Below are 20,875 nucleotides of genomic sequence, written 5' to 3'. Positions count from 1 at the left end.
TACGCGTACGGCGGGGCGGGCGGGGCTACTGGCCCTTGGCCGCCTTCTTCTCCTCGGCGTCCTCGATGACGGCCTCGGCGACCTGCTGCATGGACATGCGCCGGTCCATGGACGTCTTCTGGATCCAGCGGAACGCGGCCGGCTCCGTCAGCCCGTACTGGGTCTGCAGGACGGACTTGGCACGGTCGACCAGCTTGCGGGTCTCCAGCCGCTGGGAGAGGTCGGCGACCTCCTGCTCCAGGGCGCGCAGTTCGGAGAAGCGGGACACGGCCATCTCGATGGCCGGCACCACGTCGCTCTTGCTGAACGGCTTCACGAGGTACGCCATGGCACCGGCGTCCCGGGCCCGCTCGACGAGCTCGCGCTGCGAGAACGCGGTGAGCATGAGGACGGGGGCGATGGACTCGCCGGCGATCTTCTCCGCGGCCGAGATGCCGTCGAGGACGGGCATCTTCACGTCGAGGATGACGAGGTCGGGGCGGTGCTCGCGGGCCAGCTCGACGGCCTTGGCGCCGTCACCGGCCTCGCCGACGACCGTGTAGCCCTCTTCCTCCAGCATCTCTTTGAGATCGAGGCGGATGAGGGCCTCGTCCTCGGCGATGACGACGCGGGTCGTCAGCGGCGGGACGTGCGACGCGTCGGCGTCGTCGGCGGGCTGGGGCGACTCGGGGGCGGTCACGGGAGCTCCTCGTTGCGGGGCAAGTACTGCTCCCCTGAGCCTACCTAGCTCCTGTAATGTGGTGCCCCGCAGGGGCGGTAACGTCCTCGCTTTCGAAGGCCCCAGTACTCCAACTGGTCAGAGAGGCCGCTCTCAAACAGCGGACAGTGTGGGTTCGAATCCCACCTGGGGCACTTTTCCTTCGATTCGAAGGCCGACGAGCAGTCAGCGATCGTCACCCACACGCGTGACCACGCGGCCGCCCACCGACACGCCGAAGCATGTCGGTGCGGCCTGGCGGAGCAGGCGCCGGGCGGCCGGGGCGCAGGACGTCTCTCTGGCACGGCGGGACGACGTCACCCTCATGGACCGCCACGTCGGCCCCACGCACTGAGCCCTACGTCAGCGGGTCCCCGATGTGGTGGACCCGTACCAGGTTCGTCGAGCCCGCGACTCCCGGCGGGGAGCCGGCCGTGATCACCACGATGTCGCCGGGACGGCAGCGGCCGATCCGGAGGAGTTCCTCGTCGACCTGGGCCACCATCGCGTCCGTCGAGTCGACGTGCGGGCCGAGGAAGGTCTCGACGCCCCAGGTGAGGTTGAGCTGGGAGCGCGTCGCCGGGTCGGGGGTGAAGGCGAGGAGCGGGATCGGCGAGCGGTAGCGGGAGAGGCGCTTGACCGTGTCGCCGGACTGGGTGAAGGCGACGAGGAACTTGGCGCCGAGGAAGTCGCCCATCTCGGCGGCCGCGCGGGCGACCGCGCCGCCCTGGGTGCGGGGCTTGTTGCGGTCGGTGAGGGGCGGGAGGCCCTTGGCCAGGACGTCCTCCTCGGCGGCCTCGACGATCCGGCTCATGGTGCGCACGGTCTCGATCGGGAAGCGGCCGACGCTGGTCTCGCCGGAGAGCATCACCGCGTCGGTGCCGTCGATGACGGCGTTCGCCACGTCGCTGGCCTCCGCGCGGGTGGGGCGGGAGTTGTCGATCATCGAGTCGAGCATCTGGGTGGCGACGATGACCGGCTTGGCGTTCCGCTTGGCGAGCTTGACGGCGCGCTTCTGGACGATCGGCACCTGCTCCAGCGGCATCTCGACGCCGAGGTCGCCGCGGGCGACCATGATGCCGTCGAAGGCGGCGACGATCTCCTCGATGTTCTCGACGGCCTGCGGCTTCTCGATCTTGGCGATGACGGGCAGCCGGCGGCCCTCCTCGTCCATGATCCGGTGGACGTCGTCGATGTCGCGGGCGCTGCGGACGAAGGAGAGCGCGATGACGTCGGCGCCGATGCGCAGCGCCCAGCGCAGGTCCTCGATGTCCTTCTCGGAGAGGGCGGGGACGGAGACGGCGACGCCGGGCAGGTTGAGGCCCTTGTTGTCGGAGACCATGCCGCCTTCGATCACGACGGTGTTCACCCGGGGTCCGTCGACGGAGACGACCTCGAGGGTGACGCGGCCGTCGTCGACGAGGATGCGCTCACCGGCGGTGACGTCGGCGGCGAGGCCGGAGTAGGTCGTGCCGCAGCAGTGGCGGTCGCCTTCCATCGGTTCGACGGTGATGGTGAACTCGTCGCCGCGTTCAAGGAGTACGGGGCCTTCGCGGAAGCGGCCGAGGCGAATCTTCGGGCCTTGAAGGTCGGCGAGGACTCCGATGCTGCGGCCGGTCTCGTCGGAGGCTTTGCGTACGCGCTGGTAGCGCTCCTCGTGCTCGGCGTAGGAGCCGTGGCTGAGGTTGAGGCGGGCCACGTCCATTCCGGCCTCGATCAACGACTTGATCTGGTCGTATGTTTCGGTGGCGGGCCCAAGGGTACAAACGATTTTCGCTCGGCGCATGGGTCGAGCCTAGGCCTTACCCACCAGTAGCGAGTTGGCAAGACATGACTACTCAACAACCTTTCCGTGAAAGGCTGTTGACAAGTCTTGAATCTGTGCGCCGGGGTGCTCCGATGAGCGATTTACGCGCCCCGGCGCCCCCTGTCTCAGAGTGCGGGCGGCCGCATCGTGAAGCGCGCCACGACCTCGGCGGTCACTGTCTGGCGCTGCGGTTCGAGGTCGAGCGGCGGGGCCTCTCCGGCGCCTTCCGCCGCGTACGCCACCGCCGCCGAGCCGAAGGCCGCCCGCCGCGGCATCATCGGCTCCGCCACCCCCGCGTCCGACAGTTCGAGGAGTGAGGAGAGCGAGGTGCCGAGCGCCTCGGCGTAGGCACGCGCCCGCTGCACCGCCTCGTCCACCGCGAGCCTGCGGGCCTCCGCGTACGCCGGGGAGGCGGGGCGCAGGAACCACCAGGGGCCGTCGACGCTCGTCAGCTCCAGGTCGGCGAGCCGGGTCACCAGCTCGCCGAGGACGGTGAAGTCGGTCAGCTCGGCCGTGACCCGCACCCGGCCGTGGAAGGCGTGCACCCGCTCCCCCCGTCCCTTGCGGGTGAGTTCGGGGGAGATCGAGAAGCTGCCGGTCTCCAGCTTCTCCACCGCGGAGCCCTGCGCCTTGACCAGGTCGAGCACCTGGGCGTTGCGGCGGGTGAGGTCCGCGAGGGTCGTCGAGCGGTCGGGTCCCCGGGCGGAGACGGCGACCCAGATGCGGGCGAGTTCCGGGTCGACCTCCAGCCGTCCCTCTCCGCGGACCGTCACCTGGGGCGCTTCCGGGGTCGCGTGTTCCTGCGTCACGTCCTGACTCCTCCGTGTTCGGCAGCGATCGTCCACCGAACACTTTCCCACTCCGTGACCCGAAAGCCCTGTCGCCGACGTGGCTGTCCGGGTCAGAATCTACGCGCGTTGTGCGCCACGGTCGGCGCCGACGGCACGGAACCACAAGGGGAGAGAACACATGCCGCTGAACCGCAGGACGTTCCTGGAGCGCTCGGCCGCCGCCGGGGCCGGGGTGGCCGTCGCCGGAGCCGTCGCCGTTCCCGCCGAGGCCCACGGCGGCCACGGCCGCCCGCGTCCGCGGAAGCGGTACTCCTTCACCGTGATGGGCACCACCGACCTGCACGGCAACGTCTTCAACTGGGACTACTTCACGGACAAGGAGTTCGACGACAAGGCGCACAACGACGTGGGCCTGGCGAAGATCTCCACGCTGGTCGACCAGGTGCGGAAGGAGAAGGGCCGCCGCAACACCCTCCTCATCGACGCCGGCGACACCATCCAGGGCACCCAGCTGTCGTACTACTACGCCAAGGTCGACCCGATCACCGCCCGCCGCGGCCCGGTCCACCCGATGGCCCAGGCCATGAACGCCATCGGCTACGACGCCGCCGCGCTCGGCAACCACGAGTTCAACTACGGCATCCCGGTGCTCCGCAAGTTCGAGGAGCAGTGCGACTTCCCGCTGCTCGGGGCCAACGCGCTCGACGCCAAGACCCTGCGCCCGGCGTTCGCCCCGTACAGCATGCACCGGCTGCGCACCCCGCACGGCAAGGACGTGAAGGTCGCGGTGCTCGGCCTGACCAACCCCGGCATCGCCATCTGGGACAAGGCCAACGTCAGCGGCCGGATGGTCTTCCCCGGCCTCGAGGAGCAGGCCGCGAAATGGGTGCCGAAGCTGCGCTCGATGGGTGCGGACGTGGTCGTCGTCTCGGCGCACTCCGGTTCCAGCGGCACCTCCTCGTACGGTGACCAGCTCCCGCACATCGAGAACGCGGCCGGGCTGGTCGCCGAGCAGGTGCCGGGCATCGACGCGATCCTCGTCGGCCACGCGCACACCGAGATCCCCGAGTACCGGGTGAAGAACAAGGAGACCGGCAAGGACGTCGTCCTGTCCGAGCCCCTGAAGTGGGGCCAGCGCCTCACCCTCTTCGACTTCGACCTGGTGTGGGAGAAGGGCCGCTGGACCGTCGAGAAGGTCGCGGCGCAGGTCCTCAACTCCAACACGGTGGCGGAGGACCCGGAGATCACCGGGCTGCTCGGGGACGAGCACAAGAAGGTCGTGGCGTACGTCAACCAGATCATCGGCACCTCCACGGCCGCGATGACCACGGCCGACGCGCCGTGGAAGGACGAGCCGATCATCGACCTGATCAACGTCGTCCAGGCCGAGACCGTGAAGGCGGCCCTCGCGGGCGGCGCCCACGCGTCCCTGCCGGTCCTCTCGCAGGCCTCCTGCTTCTCCCGGACGGCCCGTATCCCGGCCGGCCAGGTCTCCATCAAGGACGCCGCCGGCCTGTACCCGTTCGAGAACACCCTGGAGGCCCGACTGATGACGGGCGCCCAGCTGAAGGACTACCTGGAGTTCTCCGCGCGGTACTACGTCCAGACCCCGGCGGGCGCTCCGGTCGACACGGCGAAGCTGACCAACGCCGACGGCATCCCCGACTACAACTACGACGCCGTCTCCGGGCTCACGTACGACATCGACATCGCCAGGCCGGCCGGTTCCCGGATCGTGAACCTGTCCTTCGAGGGCAAGCCCCTCGACCCGGCGGCGAAGTTCGTCCTCGCGGTCAACAACTACCGGGCGAGCGGCGGCGGCGCGTTCCCGCACGTCGCCGGCGCCCAGCAGCTGTGGGCCGACTCGGACGAGATCCGCAACACGATCATCCGGTGGGTGCAGGCCAAGGGGACGGTCGACCCGTCCCTGTTCGCCTCGGTGGACTGGAAGCTGACGCGGGACGGCGTCCCCGTCTTCTAGGGCTCATCTTCCGGGGGCCTCGTCTTCTGAGGCCCGTCGGGTTCTCACTGCTGTACGAGAGGCGTCAGCTTCTGGCCCTGGGCCGGGATGCTCGGCGCCTCTCGTGTCTCCAGGCCGAAGGTGGTGAAGGCGGTGCGGCGGGGCAGTGGGTAGGGGTCCTTGCCGGTGATCGAGTTGAGGATGGTCGCGCTGCGCCAGGCCGCGAGGCCGAGGTCGGGGGCGCCGACGCCGTGGGTGTGCCGCTCGGCGTTCTGTACGTGCACGGCGCCGGTGACGGACGGGTCGAGGACGAGCCGGTACCGCTCGTCGACGCGGGCGCGCCCCGCGGAGTCGTGGCGGAGGTACGGGTCGAGTCCGGCGAGCATCCGGTCGACCGGGCGCTCCCGGTAGCCGGTGGCGAGGACGACGGCGTCGGTGGTGAGGCGGGAGCGGGTGCCCTGCTGGAGGTGCTCCAGGTGCAGCTCGACCTGGGTGGTGGCCACCCGGCCGGCGGTCCGGACCCGGACGCCCGGGGTGAGGACGGCCTCCGGCCAGCCGCCGTGCAGGGTGCGGCGGTACAGCTCGTCGTGGATGGCGGCGATCGTGTCGGCGTCGATGCCCTTGTGCAACTGCCATTGCCGGGGCATGAGTTCGCCGCGTACCGGCTCGGGCAGGGCGTGGAAGTAGCGGGTGTAGTCCGGGGTGAAGTGTTCGAGGCCGAGCTTGGAGTACTCCATCGGCGCGAAGGCCTCGGTGCGGGCCAGCCAGTGGATGCGCTCGGCCCCGGCGGGGCGGGCCCGGAGCAGGTCGAGGAAGACCTCGGCGCCGGACTGGCCGGATCCGATGACGGTGACGTGCCCGGCGGCGAGGAGTGTCTCGCGGTGCGCGAGGTAGTCGGCCGAGTGGAAGACGGGGACACCGGGGGCGTCGGCGAGCGGCTTGAGCGGCTCGGGGACGTAGGGCTCGGTGCCGACGCCGAGGACGACGTTGCGGGTGTAGGCGCGGCCCAGGGCCTCGGCCTCGCCGCCCGGGTCGATCTGGGTGAAGTCGACTTCGAACAGGCGCCGTTCGGGGTTCCAGCGGACGGAGTCGACCTGGTGCCCGAAGTGCAGACCGGGGAGCCGCTCGCTGACCCAGCGGCAGTAGGCGTCGTACTCGGCGCGCTGGATGTGGAACTTCTCGGCGAAGTAGAAGGGGAAGAGGCGCTCGCGGCTCTTCAGGTAGTTGAGGAAGGTCCACGGGCTGGCCGGGTCGGCGAGGGTCACCAGGTCGGCGAGGAACGGGACCTGGAGCGTGGCGCCCTCGATGAGGAGGCCCGGGTGCCAGTGGAAGGCCGGCTTCTGCTCGAAGAAGGCGGTGGCGAGCCCGCCGGGGGCGCCGTGGGCGAGGGCGGCGAGCGAGAGGTTGAAGGGGCCGATGCCGACGCCGACGAGATCGTGGGGGCGGTCGGGGTCGTCCTGGGGGGTGGTGCCGGTCATCGGTGCGTGCTGCCTTCCACGAGGGTGATGAGCTGGGCCAGGTCGCCGGAGGTGGCGTGGGGGTTGAGCAGGGTGGCCTTGAGCCAGAGGCGGCCGTCCGCCTCGGCGCGGCCGAGGACGGCGCGGCCCTCGGCGAGGAGGGTGCGGCGGACGGCGGCGACGGTCCCGTCGGTGACGCCGGGGCCGTTCGGCCGGAAGAGGACGGTGGTGAGGGTGGGGCGGGCCCGGAGGTCGAGCCCCGGTGCCTTCTCGACGAGGTCCGCCAGCTCCTGCGCCCGGTCCATGCAGGCGTCGACGAGCTCGCCGAGTCCGGCGCGGCCGAGGGCGCGGAGGGTGACGGCGGTCTTGAGGACGTCGGGGCGGCGGGTGGTGCGCAGGGAGCGGCCGAGGAGGTCGGGGAGGCCGGCCTCGGTGTCGTCGTCGGCGTTGAGGTAGGCGGCGGTGTGGCCCAGTACGGCGAGGTCGGCGGCGTCCCGTACGGCGAGGAGTCCGGCGGCGGCCGGCTGCCAGCCCAGTTTGTGCAGGTCGACGGTGACGGTACGGGCGCGGGCCAGGCCGTCGAGGAGGGGGCGGTGGGTGCGGCTGAAGAGGAGGGGGCCTCCGTAGGCGGCGTCGACGTGGAGGTCGGCGTGCCGGTACTCGGGGAGGTCGGCGCGGTTGTCGGTGCGGTCGTCGGCGCGGTAGTCGGCGCAGAGGTCGGCCAGGGCGGGGATCGGGTCGATGAGGCCCTCGTCGGTGGTTCCCGCGGTCGCCACGACGAGGACCGGGCCGCTGAGGGCGGCCAGTGCCTCGCGCACGGCGGCCGGGTCCAGGGTGCCGCGCGGGGTGGGCACCACGACCGGCTCCGGGAGGCCGAGAAGCCAGGCGGCCCGCTGGAAGGAGTGGTGGGCGTTCGCGCCGACGACGGTGCGGACGGCGCGGCCCTGGCGGCCCTGGCGTTCGCGTGCGAGGAGCAGGGCGAGCTGGTTGGACTCGGTGCCGCCGGTGGTGACGAGCGCGTCGGGCCGCGGGGCGTCCGGGAAGACCTCGGCGGCGAGGGCGGCCGTCACCCGGTCCTCGATCGCGGAGGCGGCGGGGGCCTGGTCCCAGGAGTCCATGGACGGGTTGAGGGCGGAGGCGGCGAGGTCTGCGGCGGCGGCGAGGGCGAGGGGCGGGGTGTGGAGATGGGCGGCGCAGAGGGGGTGGGCGGGGTCGGCGGCGCCCTCCGCGAGGACCCGCACGAGGGTACGGAGTGCCTCGTCGGCGCCGTGGCCCGTCTCGGGCAGCGGCTCCCCCAGCGCCTCCCGCACCCGCCGCGCGACGGCCTCGGGACCCCCGGCCGGAAGCGGGCCGCCGCGGGTCCGGGCGCCGTCGCGGAGGGCGTCGAGGGTGGTGCCGAGGAGGCGGCTCAGGGCGGTGGGATCGGCGGCGAGGGGTGGGGGTTCGGCACGCATGGACGACAGGGTGCCGGGGGTTGTGGGGGTATGTCCGGGGAGTGGCCGGCTATAACCCGAACGGGTGACGCCTTGCCGCGCACGGCCTGAACGACACCTCCGCCTCGTGCTAGGGGGCGCTCGCCGTGCGGGCCACGCGGCGTCCCTGCCGACCTGCTCGCGGGCCCCGCGCCCCCGCTGCCTTGCGGGCAGCACCCCCGCCTGGGGCCACCCGCGACGTGCGGGCCCCGCCGCCCCCAGCGGGCAGCGCCCCCGCCCACGGCCCGTGCGGGCCGCGCCACCGTGTGGGCGGCGCCGCCGTGCGGGCTGCACCCTCGCCCACCCCCGTGTGGGCAATCGTCCCGCTGGGGCGGGACGGGTGGGCACACGGGACGGCGCCCTTGGCGGCGCCTCCGCCCCTTGTGCCTGAAGCCCCACCCCAACAGCGCCGCACCAGTGGTGCGGGTACAGGCGCGGAAGCCTAGGCCCGGCAACGGGCGCCGTTCCGTTGTGCCCACCCTCCCCCAGACTCCGTCCGGGGGGACCCCCACGCCCCAGCGGAACAGATGCCCACAACGGGGGTGGCGGGGGTGGGATCCGCCCCGGCGGGTGGGCGCAGCCCGAGCGGGGCGGGTGCCCGTGGCGGGCGGGCGCACGCGGACGGGTGGGCGCCGCCCCGGCCGGGCGGAGGCACGCGCGGGGGCGGGCGCCCGCCCGGTCGGGCGGGGGCCCGACGCCAGGCGGGAGCCGAACCGGCCCGGCGGGGGCCCGGCGCGGGGTCGGAGCCGAGCCCGGCCCGGGGCGGGTCACCGACCCCGGGCGGTTCGTCAGGCGGTGTGGGCGGTGAGGGCTCGGGTCAGGTCGTCCAGTTGGTCGACCAGTTTGCGGCGGAGCGCCGGGATCATCTCGTCCGTCAGGTGCCGCTCCCCCAGGGCGAGGGATTCCCGGTCGATCGCGTACGACGGGAAGGCGTAGCGGCCGGCCGCCTCGGCCATCGCGGCGCCGCGCCTGGCGCCGAGGGCGATGGCCGCCGGGTAGAAGCGGGGGACGTAGTCGCGGACGAGTTCCGCCTGTTCCGGCTGCCAGAAGCCCTGGGCGGTGGCGGTGAAGAGGTAGTTGGAGAGGTCGTCGGTGTCGAAGAGGGCCGACCAGGCCGCGGCCTTGGCCTCCGCCGTGGGGAGCGCGGCGCGGCAGCGGGCGGCGCCCTCCTGGCCGGTGGCGCTCGGGTCCCGCTCCAGTTCGGCGGCGATCGTCGGCTCGTCGGTGGCGCCGAGGACGGCGAGGCGGGCGAGGATGCGCCAGCGCAGCTCCGGGTCGAGTTCGGGGCCGCCGTGGACGGTGCCCTCGTCGAGCCAGGAGGCGATCTGGTCGGGGGTGGTCGCGCTGTCGATGAGGGCGCGGACGGCGGTGAGGCGCAGGCCGGGCGCCTCGCCGTCCTCGGTGCGCCGCAGCAGGGCGCGGGCGATCTGCCGGATGGTGGAGAGGGCGGCGGGGCGCTCCTCCTCGGTGACGTACCGGTCGGCGATCTGGGTGCGGGCGAAGCCGAGGACGCCCTGGACGAGGGCGAGTTCGGTCTCCTCGGTGAGGTGCGCGAGGGCGACCTCGAGGTAGTCGGCGGGGCGGAGGTCGCCGTCGCGGACCATGTCGCGCAGGGCGTTCCAGATCACCGCGCGGGTCAGCGCGTCGGGGATGCGGGAGAGGCCGCGCAGGGCGGCTTCCAGGGACGGCTGGTCGAAGCGGAGCTTGGCGTAGGTGAGGTCTTGGTCGTTGAGGACGACGAGGGCGGGGCGGGGGCCGGTGAGTTCGGCGGGTTCGGTCTGGGGTACGTCGAGTTCGCGGCGTTCGCGGAGGACGAGTTCGCCGGAGGGGTCGCGGTCGTAGAGGCCGGCGGCGACCCGGTGCGGGCGGCTGCCGTCGCGGTCGACGGTGAGCTTCCAGTGGAGGCCTTCGCCGGTGAGGGCGGGGGTGAGGGTGTCGACGCCGGTGGTGCGGAGCCACTGGTCGGCCCAGGCGTGGACGTCGCGGTCGGTGGCGGCCGCGAGGTTGTCGATGAAGTCGGCGAGGGTGGCGTTGCCGAACTTGTGGCGCTTGAAGTGGATGTTGATGCCGGCGAGGAAGTCCTTCTCGCCGAGCCAGGTGACGAGCTGGCGGAGGGCGGAGGCGCCCTTGGCGTACGAGATGCCGTCGAAGTTGAGGAGGGCGGAGGCGGTGTCGGGGACGGCTTCCGGGTCGGGGGCGACGGGGTGGGTGGAGGGCCGCTGGTCCGCCTCGTACCCCCAGGCCTTCCGGGTGACGCCGAAGTCGACCCAGGTGTCGGGGAAGAGGTCGGAGCAGGCCTCGTTGACGGTCTGGTAGCCCATGTACTCGGCGAAGGACTCGTTCAGCCAGATGTCGTCCCACCAGCGCAGGGTGACGAGGTCGCCGAACCACATGTGGGCCATCTCGTGGGCGATGACCATGGCGCGGGTCTGCCGCTCGGTGACGGTGACGGCGGAGCGGAAGACGAACTCGTCGCGGAAGGTGACGAGGCCGGGGTTCTCCATGGCGCCGGCGTTGAACTCGGGGACGAAGGCCTGGTCGTAGGAGTCGAAGGGGTACGGCTCGTCGAACTTCTCGTGGAACCGGTCGTAGCAGGCCTTGGTGACGGCGAGGATCTCGTCGGCGTCGGCGTCGAGGTGGGGGGCGAGGGAGCGGCGGCAGTGGATGCCGAAGGGCAGCCCGGCGTGCTCGGTGCGGACGGAGTGCCAGGGGCCGGCGGCGACGCACACGAAGTAGGTGGAGAGCGGCGGGGTGGCGGCGGAGCGCCAGATGCCGTCGGAGTGCTGCTCGGTGATGCCGTTGGCGAGGACGGTCCAGCCCTCGGGGGCCGTGACGGCGGTCTCGAAGACGGCCTTGAGGTCGGGCTGGTCGAAGGCGGCGAAGACGCGCTGGACGTCCTCCATGAAGAGCTGGGTGTAGACGTACGACGCGCCGTCGCTGGGGTCGGCGAACCGGTGCATGCCCTCGCCGGTGCGGGAGTAGCGCATGGTCGTACTGATCCGCAGGACGTGCTCGCCCTCGCTCAGGCGCAGCGGGAGGCGGTTGCCGTCCAGGGTGGTGACGTCGAGGGGTTCGTCGTCGAGGAGGGCGGAGTGCAGGGTTTCGGGCTTCAGCTCGACGAAGGTGTCCCCGGCGGTACGGGCGGTGAACCGGATGAGGCTGGTCGATTCGAAGGTCTCGTCGCCGGTGGTGAGGTCGAGGTCCACGCTGTAGTGCTGGACGTCGAGGAGCTGGGCACGGGTCTGCGCTTCGTCGCGCGTCAGTACGGACATGGCCCTATGCTGCCCGATGCGTTCGGCGTCGGGCAGGGGTGGTGGGGTCCTGACCTTGTCCTGGTCCGTCCTCCGGGGGGTTTCCCGGTGTTCTCAGGCGAGTCCTGAGCCGTTCAGGTGGGCGAAGGCGGCGGTGATCCGGGGGCGGTCGTAGCCTGCCGGGCCGGCCGCTCCGCTGGAGAGCAGCGTGTGGAGCAGGATCCGGGCCTTGGCGGGGTCGAGGGGGCCGGCCGGGATCAGTCCGTGGTGCAGCAGGTCGTATTCGGATCCGGGGCCGCGGTAGGTGTCCGAGAGGGTCGGGCCGCTTCCGGTGCGGGAGGCGAGGACGACCGGGATGCGGCGGGCGATCTCGGCGAGGGGTTCGACGAGCCGGGCGGGGGCGTGGCCGGCGCCGAAGGCGGCGACGACGAGGCCCTGGAAGCGGTGGTCGACGGCGTCGAGGAGTTCGCCCCGGTCGCCCAGGGAGAGGGTGATCAGGGCCACCCGTACGTCGGGGTCGAGCCGCAGCGGGCAGAACGCGGCCTGGACGGCGGGGCGGAGCAGGATGCGGGGTTCGCCTTCGACGACGGTGCCGAGCGGCCCCGCGCCGGGTGAGGCGAAGGTGGCGACGGAGGTCGTGTGGGTCTTGCGGGCGAGGCGGGCGGCGTGGATCTCGTCGGCGAGGACGACGAGGACGCCGAGGTTCCGGCAGGCGGGGTGGCCGGCGACGGCGAGGGCGGCGGCCAGGTTGGCGGGGCCGTCGGCGCCGGGCAGGTCGGGGCGGCGCATGGCGCCGGTGACGACGATCGGCTGCTCGGTGATGCAGAGCAGGTCGAGGAGGAAGGCGGTCTCCTCCAGGGTGTCGGTGCCCTGGACGACGACGACGCCGGAGCCGGCGGCGACGGTGGCGCGGACCTCGGCGGCGAGCGCGGCGAGGTCGGCGTGGGTGAGGGTGGAGCTGGGGACGCGGCGGAAGTCGTTCAGTACGACGTCGTGGTCGCCGCCGAGTTCGGCGAGGACCTCCTGGCCGCTCATGCGGGCCGCGTCACCGCCTCGTGCGGAGATGGTCCCTCCGAGGGTGAAGACCGTGACGCGGGCCATCAGCGTGCTCCGTCCGCAATCGTCTCGTGGTGGCGGATGACCTCCGCGATGATGAAGTTGAGCAGTTTCTCCGCGAAGGCCGGGTCCAGTTTCGCGCTCCCGGCGAGTTCCCGCAGCCGGGCGATCTGCCGGGCCTCGCGGGCCGGGTCGGCGGGCGGCAGCTGGTGCTCGGCCTTGAGGACGCCGACCTGCTGGGTGCACTTGAAGCGCTCGGCGAGCATGTGCACGACCGCCGCGTCGATGTTGTCGATGCTCTCGCGCAGCCGGGTCAGCTCGGCCCGGACGGCCTCGTCGGGCTGGGACGGGGCGGGGGCCTGCGGCGGGGTGGGCTGGTGGGGGCGCGGGGACTCACTCATGATCTGCGAGCTTAGACGGATCTCGAGAGGATCGTGGGCGGGTGTTCGGGATCCGGAACGGTGGTGCTCCAGCCGCCGTGCACCGCACGTCCCTGCTGCTCGCGGAAGCGGATGGGGGCGGTACCGACGCGGCGGGTGAAGAGCCGGGAGAAGTAGGCCGGGTCGTCGTAGCCGACGCGGCGGGCGACGGCGGCGACGGGCAGCTCGGTGGCGGCGAGGAGTTCTTTGGCGCGGCCGAGGCGCACGGTGAGCAGGTAGTCCTTGGGGCTGCATCCGGCGGCCCTGCGGACGGCCGTCCGCAGCTCGGCGGCGGTCATGCCGTGCCGGGCGGCGTGTTCGGCGACGGAGAGCGGCTGGAAGGCGTCGCGGGCGAGGGCGGCGAGGACGGGGTCGCCGTCGGCGTTGGTGTCGGCGCGGGACCGGCGGAGCGCGACGAGGAGTTCGTGGACGGCGGCGCCGGTCTCGACCTCCAGGAGGGGGTTGCCGGCGCGGGCGGCGCGGGCGATCCGGCCGATGGCGGCGCGGGCGGGTGCGGCGTCGGCGAGGGGGACGACGGGCCGGTCGGGTTCGATGTAGCCGAGTTCGGTGTAGGTGGCGGTGGCGGGCCCGGAGAAGTCGACGAAGGCCTCGTCCCAGCCGGTGCCGGGGTCGGCGCCGTAATGGTGGGGGGCGCCGGGCGTCAGCCAGAGGAGGGCGGGTGCGGTGACGGTGGTGCGGCGGCCGTCGGGGCCCCGGTACCAGCCGCTGCCGGCGGAGACGACGACGGCCACGTGGTGGTCGAGGGTGCGGGGTCCGACGGTGGGCAGGGTGCCGTGCTGGAGTCCGACGCCGAGGCAGACGAGGCCGAGGCGGTGGTGGACGGGGCTGGGCGTGAAGTAGCGCATCCAGGTGTGGTACATGCGGTGGCCCCTCCTCGGCCCCTCCGGCGGATCGGGGCCGGGCGGGCTCTAACGTCCAAACTGCGACGATCTTTGTCCATGGACCGCTTCGCCGCCAGAGGGTGAGGGTGAGGCCATGAGCACGTTCGCTGTGGGTGACGAGGACTTTCTGCTCGACGGTCGGCCGGTGCGCCTCCTGTCGGGGGCTCTGCACTACTTCCGGGTGCACGAGGCGCAGTGGGAGCACCGGCTCGGGATGCTGCGCGCGATGGGCCTCAATTGCGTCGAGACGTACGTCCCCTGGAATCTGCACGAGCCGGAGCCGGGGCGGTACGTGGACACGGACGCCCTGGGCCGGTTCCTGGACGCGGTGGCGCGGGCCGGGATGCGGGCGATCGTGCGCCCGGGGCCGTACATCTGCGCCGAGTGGGAGAACGGCGGTCTGCCGCACTGGCTGACCGGTCCGCTGGGACGGCGGGTGCGGACGCTGGACCCGGGGTTCCTCGTGCCGGTGGAGGACTGGTTCCGGCGGCTGCTTCCGCAGGTGGTGGAGCGGCAGATCGACCGGGGCGGGCCGGTGGTCCTGGTGCAGGTGGAGAACGAGTACGGCAGTTACGGCAGTGACCGGGGCTATCTGGAGTGGGTGGCGGAGCTGCTGCGTGGCTGCGCGGTGAGCGTTCCGCTGTTCACGTCGGACGGGCCCGAGGACCACATGCTGACGGGCGGCTCGGTGCCGGGGGTGCTGGCGACGGCGAACTTCGGTTCGGGTGCGCGGGAGGGTTTCGCGACGCTGCGGCGCCACCAGCCGTCGGGGCCGCTGATGTGCATGGAGTTCTGGTGCGGCTGGTTCGACCACTGGGGCACCGAGCACGCGGTGCGGGACGCGGGGGACGCGGCGGAGGCGCTGCGGGAAATCCTGGAGTGCGGGGCCTCGGTCAACGTGTACATGGCGCACGGGGGCACGAACTTCGGCGGTCGGGCCGGTGCGAACCGGGCGGGTGAGCTGCACGACGGGCCGCTGCGGGCGACGGTGACCTCGTACGACTACGACGCGCCGGTGGACGAGGCGGGGCGGCCGACGGAGAAGTTCTGGCGTTTCCGGGAGGTGCTCGCGGCGTACGCGGAGGGGCCGCTGCCGGAGGTTCCTGAGCCGCCGGCCGGGCTCGCGGCGCCGGTGTCCGGCGTGCTCGACGGGTGGGCTCCGCTGGAGGCGGTCCTTGAGGTGCTCGGTGACGAGGAGGCGGTGACGCCGGTGCCGCCGACCTTCGAGCAGCTCGGGGTGGACCGGGGCCTGGTCCGCTACCGGGTGGCGGTCCCGGGGCCGCGGCAGCCGTACCCGCTGGGGGTGACGGGGCTGCGGGACCGGGCGGTGGTGTACGTGGACGGGGCCGCGGCCGGGGTGCTGGACACCTCGGACGGGGAGGACGTGTCGCTGCCCGGGCCGGTGGCGGGTCCTGCGGTCGTCGACCTGTGGGTGGAGTCGCTGGGCCGGGTCAACTACGGGCCGCGGCTGGCGGAGCCGAAGGGCATCACCGGGGGTGTGCGGCACGAGCGGCAGTATCTGCACGGGTTCCGGTCCCGGGGGCTGCGGCTGGACGCCTTCGAGGCGGCGGCCGTGGACAAGGTGCCCTTCGAGGCGGCGGCGGGCCGGGGCGGTCCGGGCCTGCGCCGGGGGACGCTCGCGGTGGCCGGGGCGGGGGACGCGTGGCTGCGGGTGCCGGGCGGGACCCGGGGCTTCGTGTGGGTGAACGGCTTCTGCCTGGGCCGGTACTGGTCGGCGGGGCCGCAGGAGGCGCTGTTCGTCCCGGGCCCGGTGCTGCGGGAGGGCACGAACGAGGTGTGGCTGCTGGAACTGGAGGGGGACGGGGAGCCGGGCGTCGAACTCGGCGTCGTCTGAGCCGGTGCGCGCCGCGGGGGAGGCTGTCGGGCCGGGGGCCGTCGCGCCCGGCGTCCGCCGAAGCCCGCCTCCCGCAGGGTGCCGTCGGGCTCGCCGAGTCCTCAGGCTGCGCCCGTCCCGCAGTACGCCGTCGAGCTCGGCGTCGACTGAGCCCGCGTCCCGCAGGAGGACGTCGGGCGCGGCGTCCACCGAAGCCCGCCTCCCGCAGGGGGCCGTCGAGCTAGCCGAATCCTCAGGCGGCGCCCGTCCCGCAATACGCCGTCGAGCTCGGCGTCGACTGAGCCCGCGACGCGCAGGAGGCCGTCGCGCCCGGCGTCCGCCGAAGCCCGCGTCTCGCAGAAGCCCGGCCGGCCGGCGTCCCTCGAAGCCCGCGACCCGCAGGAGTCCGACGCGCCCGGCGTCCGCCGAGCCCGTCCCCGTACGGCGGGAGCCAGTACGCGGTGGTGCCCCGGAGCCGAGGCCGCTCCGGGGCACCTGGTCGTGCGGACCGCTACAGCGTCGCCGCGGCCGACTTGATCGCGGCGGCGAAGGTCGAGACCTCCGTGTAGACGCCGGGGTAGTTGGGCCGGGCGCAGCCCTGGCCCCAGCTCACGATGCCGACCTGGACCCACGCTCCGGCGTTGTCCTTGCGGAACATGGGGCCGCCGGAGTCGCCCTGGCAGGTGTCGACGCCGCCCTGGCTGTAGCCGGCGCAGATCTCCTCGGCGGGGACGAGGTCGCTGCCGTACGAGCTCTGGCAGGAGGCGTCGGAGACGAACGGCACGTTCGCCTTGAGCATGTAGCGCTGCTGACCGCCGCCCTCACGGGCCGCGCCCCAGCCGGCCACCGTGAAGGTGCCGGTGTTGTACGCGGTGGTCTCGGCGAGCTTCAGGTTGGGCAGCGAGGTGATCGGGCTGGCCAGCTTGATCAGCGCCCAGTCCTTGCCCTTGCCGTTGTAGCCGGGGGCCTGGAGGACCTTGGTGGACTTGACCTTGATCGCGCTGCTGCTCTGCAGGTCCACGACTCCGGCGGTGGCGGTGATGCTGGTGTTGTTGCCGGAGCCGCTCACACAGTGGGCCGCGGTGAGGACGACCTGCGGGGTGATCAGCGAGCCGCCGCAGCCCATGGAGAGCCGGACCATCCAGGGGAACTCGCCCTGGGCGGCGCGGGTGCCTCCGACGACGGGGGCGGGGGCGGCGGAGGCGGTAGTGGGCTGGAGGCTGACGGCCGCCAGGACGACGGCGCCGGCGGCGGCGAGCTTCTGGAGGGCACGGACCATGCGGTTCTGATTCACGTGTCTGCCTTCTCTCATGGGGGGTTGCCTCGACAGGCGATGACATGCGCCCGTCAAGTCATGTCCGGATTATGGACAACTCTCAACTGCCGCCACAAGGAAGCCTTTTCAGCCACACCGCACCGGGTCGTAAAATGGGCCAGAGGGGGGGTCCCGTATGCCGCACCGTCAGGAGGGCGACCGCGTCGCCCACGGCTTCCCGCACCGCGCCGCCGTCGGGGCCTCGCTCACCGCGCTCTACCGGCGCCTCTCCCCCGACGGGGTACACCGCCACCCGACGAGCGTGGCCCCCGCCGACGTGGCCCTCGGGGACGACGAGGACCTGCACCTCGGCACCCAGCGGGTGGCCCGCGCCCTGGTCCGGCACCTGCGGCTGCCCGAGGCGCGCCTGGTGGTGAGTTTCCGGCCGATGGAGCACGCGGCGGCCGTCGAGCTCGCCGCGGGGCCCGAGTACTTCGTGGAGCTGAACGACCGCTTCCGGACCCGCCGCCGGGACATCGGCGCGGCCCTCGCCCACGAGATCACCCACGTCCTGCTGCACCGGCTCGGCCTCGGCTTCCCCGGGACCGCGGAGAACGAGATCCTCACCGACGTCGTCACCACGTACCTGGGCGCGGGGTGGCTGCTGCTCGACGCGTACCGCCAGGACGGGGTGGAGAGCCAGAAGCTCGGCTATCTGACCCCGGAGGAGTTCGGCTACGTCCTCGCCAAACGGGCCGAGGTGTTCGGCGAGGACCCGTCACCGTGGTTCACCAGCGCCGTGGCGTACGAGGCCTGGGTACGGGGCCGGGCCGAGGCCGACCGGGAGCGGTCGGCGCCGCCGCTCGCCGGGGCCGGCTGGGCCGAGCGGCGCCGGTACGGCTGGGAGCGGCGGCGGGGGCGGGCCGGCGAGGGCGCCCCGTACGCCTTCACGGGCGGGGCGCCGGCGACCGGTGTCTCGTTCCTCTGCCCGGTCTGCCGGCAGCGCCTGCGGATCCCGGCGGGCCGGGCGCTGAAGGCCCGGTGCGGGGTGTGCCGGACGGTGCTGGAGTGCGCGGGTTAGGCCTGCTCGCCGGCGGGGCTCGGAGGAGGTCTACCCCTGGTCGCCGGGCCGGTCCTGGAGCAGGTTCTTGTGGAAGTGGACGTCCTCGGCGCCGCCGGGGATGCCGAGCACCCGGCCGGTCTCGACGTAACCGTGCCGCCGGTAGAAGTCCGGGGCCTGGAAGGTGAACGACGAGACGGTGGCGCGGTCGCAGCCGCGCCGCCGCGCCTCGTCCTCGGCGGCGCGCAGGAGGCGGCTCCCCCAGCCGTCCTGCCGACTGTCCTCGCGGACCCACAGCATGTCGATGCCGAAGAGGCCGCTCCAGGTCCAGCCGGTGAGGCCGCCGATCAGCTCCCCGCGCTCGTCGACCGCCTTCACGGACAGCTCGCCCTGGTCCTCGGGGGTGGTGTCCGTGGCCGCGAAGTTGAAGGCGTCGAGCCCCTCCTCCAGGGCCTTCGCGAGGGCGGTGTCCCCATGGCCGACGCTGAGCGTCGCACCGTCCCGGCCGTGATCGTGATCGTGCGTCATGCGGCCCGATTCTGGCACAGGCGTACGAGCCGGCCGCGGCGCCGGGAACGGGGCGGGGAGCCGGGTGGGACGGAAGGGTGGGAATCGATTTGCGCCAGGACCGGACGGCGGGTCAGGGTCGGCGCATGAGCACGCTGTTCGACGCCATCCGTGACGGAGACGAGGACGGGGCCGTACAGGCCCTGCGGGACGGGGCCGACCCCGAGGGCCGGGAGGACGGGGAGACCGCGCTGTACCGGGCGGCCGTCGGCGACGAGGCCGGAATCGTACGGGTGCTGCTGGCCGCCGGGGCGGATCCCGGCCGGGGCAGCGGCGCGGACGGCGACGACCTGCCCCTGTGCGGGGCCGCCGTCGGCGGGCACACCGAGGTGGTACGGGCGCTGCTCGCGGCGGGTGCCGCACCCGACCAGGAGGAGGCGTACGGCTTCACGGCCCTCGCCTGGGCCCTGCGGCTCGGGCACAGCGACACGGCCCGGCTGCTGCTCGAGTACGGGGCCGACCCCGACCGGCGCGGGCCCGACGGGATCCTGCCGCTGGTGGCCGCCGCCCGGCGCGGCTCCACCGGCTGCGTACGGGCGCTGCTCGACCACGGGGCGAACTCCCGGGAGGCCGCGCTGCGGGAGGCCCGGCGCTGGATCGGCGTCGACATGGCGGCCGAGCTGCGGCGCGGACTCGTCGCGGGGAACGAGGGCGGCGAGACGTACGAGGCGGTGGTCCGCCGGGTCCGCGAGGACGGCGGGGTGACGGTGGTCGTCGAGCTGCTGCGGGAGGACGGCGCGCCCGGTCGCGGCGACGACCGGCAGACCGGGCACGCGGCGATCGCCACGCTGGTCGAGGCGGCGCTCGGGCTGCACACCTCGCACGAGGAGCTGGCGGCGCGGGCGCTGCGCTGCGGCGATCCCGAGCTCGACGACTGGACGACGGCGGTGGCCGAACTCGCCGGCCGCGCCGACGAGGAGACGTTCGTGGCGGCGGCCGCGTGGTGCGCGTACCGCGACCCGCTGCGCCGGGCGCTGGGCGCGAGGGTGCTCGGCGCGCTGCCGGGCTTCGCGGCGAGCGCGGTCCCTGTGCTGCGCCGGGTCGCGGCCGAGGTGACGGTGGCGGTGGCGGTGCCGCGGGAGGCGGGACCCGCGGGGCGCGGGCGGATTCCCTCTGCGCGGGAGCCGGGGCCTTCCTCGGCGCCGGGGTCTTCGCCGGTACCGGGGCCTTCGCCGATGCCGGGGGCTTCGCCCGTACCGGCGCGGGAGCCGGTCCTTTCGGTGGTGACGGCGCTCGGGGAGTGCGGGGACCCGGCGGCCGTACCCGAACTCCTCGCCGCGGCGGGGCATCCCGACGCGGCCGTCCGGCGGGCGGTCGCGGGGGCCCTCGCCGGGATCGTGCCGGCCGGGCACCTGGAGGCGCTCGGGGTGCTGCTCGCGCTCAGCCGGGACGGGGACGCGCGGGTGCGGGACTGGGCGACGCTCGCGCTCGCCGAGCTGCCCGACGACACCCCGCTGGTGCGGGAGGGGCTCGCCGAGCGGCTCGGCGACACCGATCCGGAGACGGCGGCGGAAGCCGCGCGCGGGCTGGCGATCCGTCAGGACCCGCGCGCCGTCGACGCGCTGGCCTCGGCCCTGGCGGACGGCGACCCGGAGGGCGCGGCGCGGGAGACGGCACTCGCCGCCCTGGAGTACGTCCACGACCCCCGGGTCAGGACCCGTCTGGAATGGACGTCCCCGCGCCGCGCCTGACCTGCCCGGGCGGACTCCCGGGCGGGTTGCCGGGTGGACTCCCGGGCAGATTCCCGGGCGGGCTCAGCAGGCGTAGTCGACCAGGTCGAAGGACGCGTAGTGGTCGGACGTGTAGTAGTCCTCCCGCGCCGAGTCGCCGGTCACGATCCGGCGGGCGCCGCGGGTGGAGGAGCCGGGGGTCTCGACCGTGTACTCGTGGTAGTAGCCGGTCGAGCGGCCCGGCAGGATCTGCTCCCGGTTCTGGAAGACGGAGCCGTCCTGGCTGTACGGGAAGGGGCCGCCCGCGTCGATCAGACGCAGGGTCGTGTACGCCTCGCCGGGGAGGTCGGAGTAGCAGATGTCCCCGACGGCGGCGGTGGCCGTGACGGACGCCGGGGCCGTGACGGACGCCGGGGCCGCGGCGGTGGCCGGGGCGCCGAGGAGGAGGGAGGAGACGAGGGCGGCGGCGACACCGCCGGCGAAGGTGAATCGAGGGGGGATTCGCATGGCTGAGATTTTGACGCGCGTAGATCCGGCCGGGAAGGCCGATTCCCTTCAATTCGCCGGACGTTGACTCCTTGGTCGCGAACGTGCGGATCCCGTGTGCACGGGAGTGATCGGCGCTTCGCGGGGAACGGGGCGGCCGCGCACGACCCTCCCCTCCAGGCCCGTCGGCT

Annotated in this window: 16 protein-coding genes and 1 tRNA gene; 5 read left to right on the top strand and 12 right to left on the bottom strand. The window is 73.5% G+C overall.

What is annotated here, in order from left to right:
- Positions 1–25 precede the first annotated feature (25 nt).
- Positions 26–679, bottom strand: a complete 654-nt coding sequence (locus AMK27_RS33690) for an ANTAR domain-containing response regulator (RefSeq protein ID WP_073917005.1) — start codon at positions 677–679, stop codon at positions 26–28.
- Between the two features lie 98 nt (positions 680–777).
- On the opposite strand from AMK27_RS33690, the gene AMK27_RS33685 reads away from it, so the two are divergent.
- Positions 778–852 (top strand) — tRNA-Leu (locus tag AMK27_RS33685).
- Between the two features lie 203 nt (positions 853–1,055).
- On the opposite strand, the gene pyk is transcribed toward AMK27_RS33685, so the two are convergent.
- Both pyk and AMK27_RS33675 read right to left on the bottom strand, forming a co-directional pair.
- Positions 1,056–2,483, bottom strand: a complete 1,428-nt coding sequence (pyk, locus tag AMK27_RS33680; RefSeq protein WP_073917002.1) for a pyruvate kinase — start codon at positions 2,481–2,483, stop codon at positions 1,056–1,058.
- A 146-nt stretch (positions 2,484–2,629) separates the two neighbouring features.
- On the bottom strand, positions 2,630–3,313 hold the full coding sequence (locus tag AMK27_RS33675) for an SIMPL domain-containing protein (RefSeq protein WP_073917000.1): 684 nt from the start codon (positions 3,311–3,313) through the stop codon (positions 2,630–2,632).
- A gap of 160 nt (positions 3,314–3,473) precedes the next feature.
- Here AMK27_RS33675 and AMK27_RS33670 point away from each other — a divergent pair, with 160 nt between their 5' ends.
- Positions 3,474–5,276 (top strand): bifunctional metallophosphatase/5'-nucleotidase, encoded by a 1,803-nt coding sequence (locus tag AMK27_RS33670; RefSeq protein WP_073916996.1) that lies wholly within the window; start codon positions 3,474–3,476, stop codon positions 5,274–5,276.
- 44 nt (positions 5,277–5,320) lie between these two features.
- Here the strand turns inward: AMK27_RS33670 and AMK27_RS33665 are convergent, their stop codons facing one another.
- The 6 genes from AMK27_RS33665 to AMK27_RS33640 form a co-directional block, all read right to left on the bottom strand.
- Positions 5,321–6,733: a lysine N(6)-hydroxylase/L-ornithine N(5)-oxygenase family protein gene (locus tag AMK27_RS33665; RefSeq protein ID WP_073916993.1), complete on the bottom strand. Its 1,413-nt coding sequence runs from the start codon at positions 6,731–6,733 to the stop codon at positions 5,321–5,323.
- Entirely contained in the window at positions 6,730–8,166 is a 1,437-nt protein-coding gene (locus tag AMK27_RS33660; RefSeq protein WP_073916991.1) for a pyridoxal phosphate-dependent decarboxylase family protein, read from the bottom strand. Before AMK27_RS33660 ends, AMK27_RS33665 begins: the two co-directional genes overlap by 4 nt.
- An 806-nt stretch (positions 8,167–8,972) precedes the next feature.
- Positions 8,973–11,456 (bottom strand): aminopeptidase N, encoded by a 2,484-nt coding sequence (pepN, locus tag AMK27_RS33655; protein ID WP_073916988.1) that lies wholly within the window; start codon positions 11,454–11,456, stop codon positions 8,973–8,975.
- Between the two features lie 93 nt (positions 11,457–11,549).
- Entirely contained in the window at positions 11,550–12,536 is a 987-nt protein-coding gene (locus tag AMK27_RS33650) for an asparaginase (protein WP_073916985.1), read from the bottom strand.
- Complete coding sequence (locus AMK27_RS33645) at positions 12,536–12,892, bottom strand: chorismate mutase (protein WP_073916982.1); 357 nt, start codon at positions 12,890–12,892, stop codon at positions 12,536–12,538. Before AMK27_RS33645 ends, AMK27_RS33650 begins: the two co-directional genes overlap by 1 nt.
- 11 nt (positions 12,893–12,903) lie before the next feature.
- Positions 12,904–13,791: a helix-turn-helix transcriptional regulator gene (locus AMK27_RS33640; protein ID WP_073916979.1), complete on the bottom strand. Its 888-nt coding sequence runs from the start codon at positions 13,789–13,791 to the stop codon at positions 12,904–12,906.
- Between the two features lie 115 nt (positions 13,792–13,906).
- Between AMK27_RS33640 and AMK27_RS33635 the strand changes: the two genes are divergently transcribed.
- Positions 13,907–15,667 (top strand): glycoside hydrolase family 35 protein, encoded by a 1,761-nt coding sequence (locus AMK27_RS33635; RefSeq protein ID WP_073916976.1) that lies wholly within the window; start codon positions 13,907–13,909, stop codon positions 15,665–15,667.
- 490 nt (positions 15,668–16,157) lie between these two features.
- On the opposite strand, the gene AMK27_RS33630 is transcribed toward AMK27_RS33635, so the two are convergent.
- Entirely contained in the window at positions 16,158–16,925 is a 768-nt protein-coding gene (locus AMK27_RS33630) for a S1 family peptidase (RefSeq protein WP_376342677.1), read from the bottom strand.
- Between the two features lie 172 nt (positions 16,926–17,097).
- Here AMK27_RS33630 and AMK27_RS33625 point away from each other — a divergent pair, with 172 nt between their 5' ends.
- Complete coding sequence (locus AMK27_RS33625; RefSeq protein ID WP_073916971.1) at positions 17,098–17,982, top strand: hypothetical protein; 885 nt, start codon at positions 17,098–17,100, stop codon at positions 17,980–17,982.
- A gap of 30 nt (positions 17,983–18,012) precedes the next feature.
- Here AMK27_RS33625 and AMK27_RS33620 read toward each other — a convergent pair whose 3' ends face one another.
- Positions 18,013–18,489, bottom strand: a complete 477-nt coding sequence (locus AMK27_RS33620) for a GNAT family N-acetyltransferase (protein ID WP_073916968.1) — start codon at positions 18,487–18,489, stop codon at positions 18,013–18,015.
- Positions 18,490–18,614: 125 nt separating this feature from the next.
- Here AMK27_RS33620 and AMK27_RS33615 point away from each other — a divergent pair, with 125 nt between their 5' ends.
- Complete coding sequence (locus AMK27_RS33615; RefSeq protein ID WP_073916965.1) at positions 18,615–20,219, top strand: ankyrin repeat domain-containing protein; 1,605 nt, start codon at positions 18,615–18,617, stop codon at positions 20,217–20,219.
- A 63-nt stretch (positions 20,220–20,282) separates the two neighbouring features.
- Here the strand turns inward: AMK27_RS33615 and AMK27_RS33610 are convergent, their stop codons facing one another.
- Complete coding sequence (locus AMK27_RS33610) at positions 20,283–20,705, bottom strand: ribonuclease domain-containing protein (protein WP_073916961.1); 423 nt, start codon at positions 20,703–20,705, stop codon at positions 20,283–20,285.
- Positions 20,706–20,875: the final 170 nt, after the last annotated feature.

Origin of the sequence: Streptomyces sp. CB02009, from assembly GCF_001905825.1 — a bacterium.
In the GTDB taxonomy this organism is placed as follows: Bacteria; Actinomycetota; Actinomycetes; order Streptomycetales; family Streptomycetaceae; genus Streptomyces.
The sequence above is the reverse complement of the archived record's forward strand: the minus strand, read 5'-3'. Positions and strand labels throughout refer to the sequence as shown.